Below are 2248 nucleotides of genomic sequence, written 5' to 3'. Positions count from 1 at the left end.
TAAGCACTAAGCACTAAGCACTAAAATACTTAGTAATTAATAAAAAAATCACATGCGGAATTTCTCCGACTTTTTCGAGTTTTTTTTTACACTTGAAACCTTATCTTAAAATCCAAAAATGCCATAAGATTTTTACATGTAATTATGATCTATCAAAAAATAAAACAATCCAGCTCTGCCGAAAGCTCTCTTAATGTAAATAATTTTTCATCCTCGCTTCCAAGTCTATTAAGACACGCTTCAATTTTACTCCTTATATACAGATAAGAGCTTCCATCTAAACTTCCGCGTGGGACTATTGTAAGAAATAGCAACACATCAGAAATTTCAGGCATATCGACATAATCATGAAGCCTAGCACAAATCTCGTCATTTGTTATCACTAATTCTTTAGGTATGGTTTCTAGATACTCGTAATTGTAAACGTCATTAACCTTCATCAGCTTAATCCACACGAAGAATAAGTTTGGCGAATACAGATAATTTGTATAACTCATTTTTGCTAGAGAACCATACTTTTTATTTATTCCATTGACAACCCATGTAAAAGAAAAAAACCGCGCCAGTTACCTCTCATTTAAAAAAACACACACCTAAATAAACAACACGTAAACGACATAGGCAACACATAAACAACACTTCCTGAGCTATAAATTTTAGACACTAAATGTGATTACTCACAATTACTTACAGCAGCTTACCTAGGTTGTCAGATCAGCCATTGACATCAACTGTCGTGCAGAACCTGAATCAAAAAAAGGTGCAGATTTACATTTTCATTGCAATGATTATCTGTACTAATTATGCTGAAAGTACAGAAGTCTAACAACTGTTCCTTCAGTGGGAAGTTATTGCCAGTTGCTTATTTTTTTTCGCAGATTATATCACGCATGGGTAAATTTTCTCTACTTAAGCATTTTACTGAACAAATAATTATCTACTTATAGTAGATACCCAGTAACTTTATACTATTTCCGGATTTGCATGTCACATTAATCACAATAGCGAGTCAATCTATTCTATTTGTTTTTATATTAAATAACACGTTAAGTCATCACTTAACTTTTTTATCGTGATTCATTTTCACTTGAACTTATCGCATCAAGCTGACAGCTTAAAAAATTTCAGGTACAACACCACGAACTACAATTAATGAGCCAAGCTTTGCACTATCATCTATATGAGATGTCCATCGAGCTACATCTCCGTCATCTTCTCCAATCGCTCATTTAAATATCATAGTTGATGAATGATAACTATACGCTGGATCTCTAGAATTCATTGGCATTTTAGGTTGACCAGCGGGTAATGAAACTTTGCGAGTAATTATAGCTATTGCACAATATATTGAAGAACCTGCTCTTGGCCAGTCATTACCTGCAGAGTGTTTTGCTGTTAAAATTATAGCATCGGTTTCAAAATCAATAGATTCATTTTTTGTATATGGTTTTTCCCAGTTGCCATCAATAAAAGTGGCTATGTCGGCTGCAGGATTTATTATTATTTTCAGAGTTTTTATATATGCTACGACTTCATCGTTACTGCTCCCCACTATTGATATTTCTAGTGGAATGTCATCTGATAGATCATCGTCAGAGGCCCTAATATCTAGCGAATTGGGGAAGAAACCAAAATCAACTTTGTACCACTCTCCTACTTGAACTTCCCCACCAATAACATATACCCCACATGCAATGAAATTCATGTCATTAATAGTGATATTTAATTGGCTCGTCTTATCGGTTAACAACATAGTTACCCTAAGAGTGAGTATGCAGTCTACCAATGTTAAAGCATTCCCTACAAGTATATATAATTTACCACTACTCTTTAAACAGAATGCGTTACTGCCATCGATATTTTCGACAGCATTACCGTTAGCAATATCACAAAATTCAAGATTAGACAAATCCTCATGAAAGATCAATTTAAATTCATTTATAAGTGAGTCATTTGATTTTACTCTAGTTCTTAATGCTGATTTCAGTGATATACTTTTCATAACTTTGACCTCTATTTAATCTATTTTCAGAATAAACAAAAGGATATGTCATATTGTTGTTTTCTTAGTTACAAACATCAATCACTATCTGCAATAAAACCTACACTTTATACTCACCTAACTTAATGATTTCACTGTTTAAACATGTGAATATGCATTCAGAGACATGCAATTAAGTTTGATTGACTTATCTTGATTTAAGCACATTATCAATTGACACGCAAAATAAAAAACACATAAAGCTTC

Annotated in this window: 2 protein-coding genes; both read right to left on the bottom strand. The window is 33.1% G+C overall.

Annotated features, from left to right (window positions below):
* Positions 1-152: 152 nt before the first annotated feature.
* Positions 153-440 (bottom strand): hypothetical protein, encoded by a 288-nt coding sequence (locus GSQ70_RS01065; RefSeq protein WP_158780534.1) that lies wholly within the window; start codon positions 438-440, stop codon positions 153-155.
* Positions 441-1225: 785 nt separating this feature from the next.
* Positions 1226-2002: a hypothetical protein gene (locus GSQ70_RS01060; protein ID WP_158780533.1), complete on the bottom strand. Its 777-nt coding sequence runs from the start codon at positions 2000-2002 to the stop codon at positions 1226-1228.
* Between the last annotated feature and the right edge of the window lie 246 nt (positions 2003-2248).

The sequence above is a fragment of the Pantoea sp. BAV 3049 genome (assembly GCF_009765445.1).
In the GTDB taxonomy this organism is placed as follows: domain Bacteria; phylum Pseudomonadota; class Gammaproteobacteria; order Enterobacterales; family Enterobacteriaceae; genus Erwinia.
This window is presented reverse-complemented; position numbering and strand designations above follow the sequence as displayed.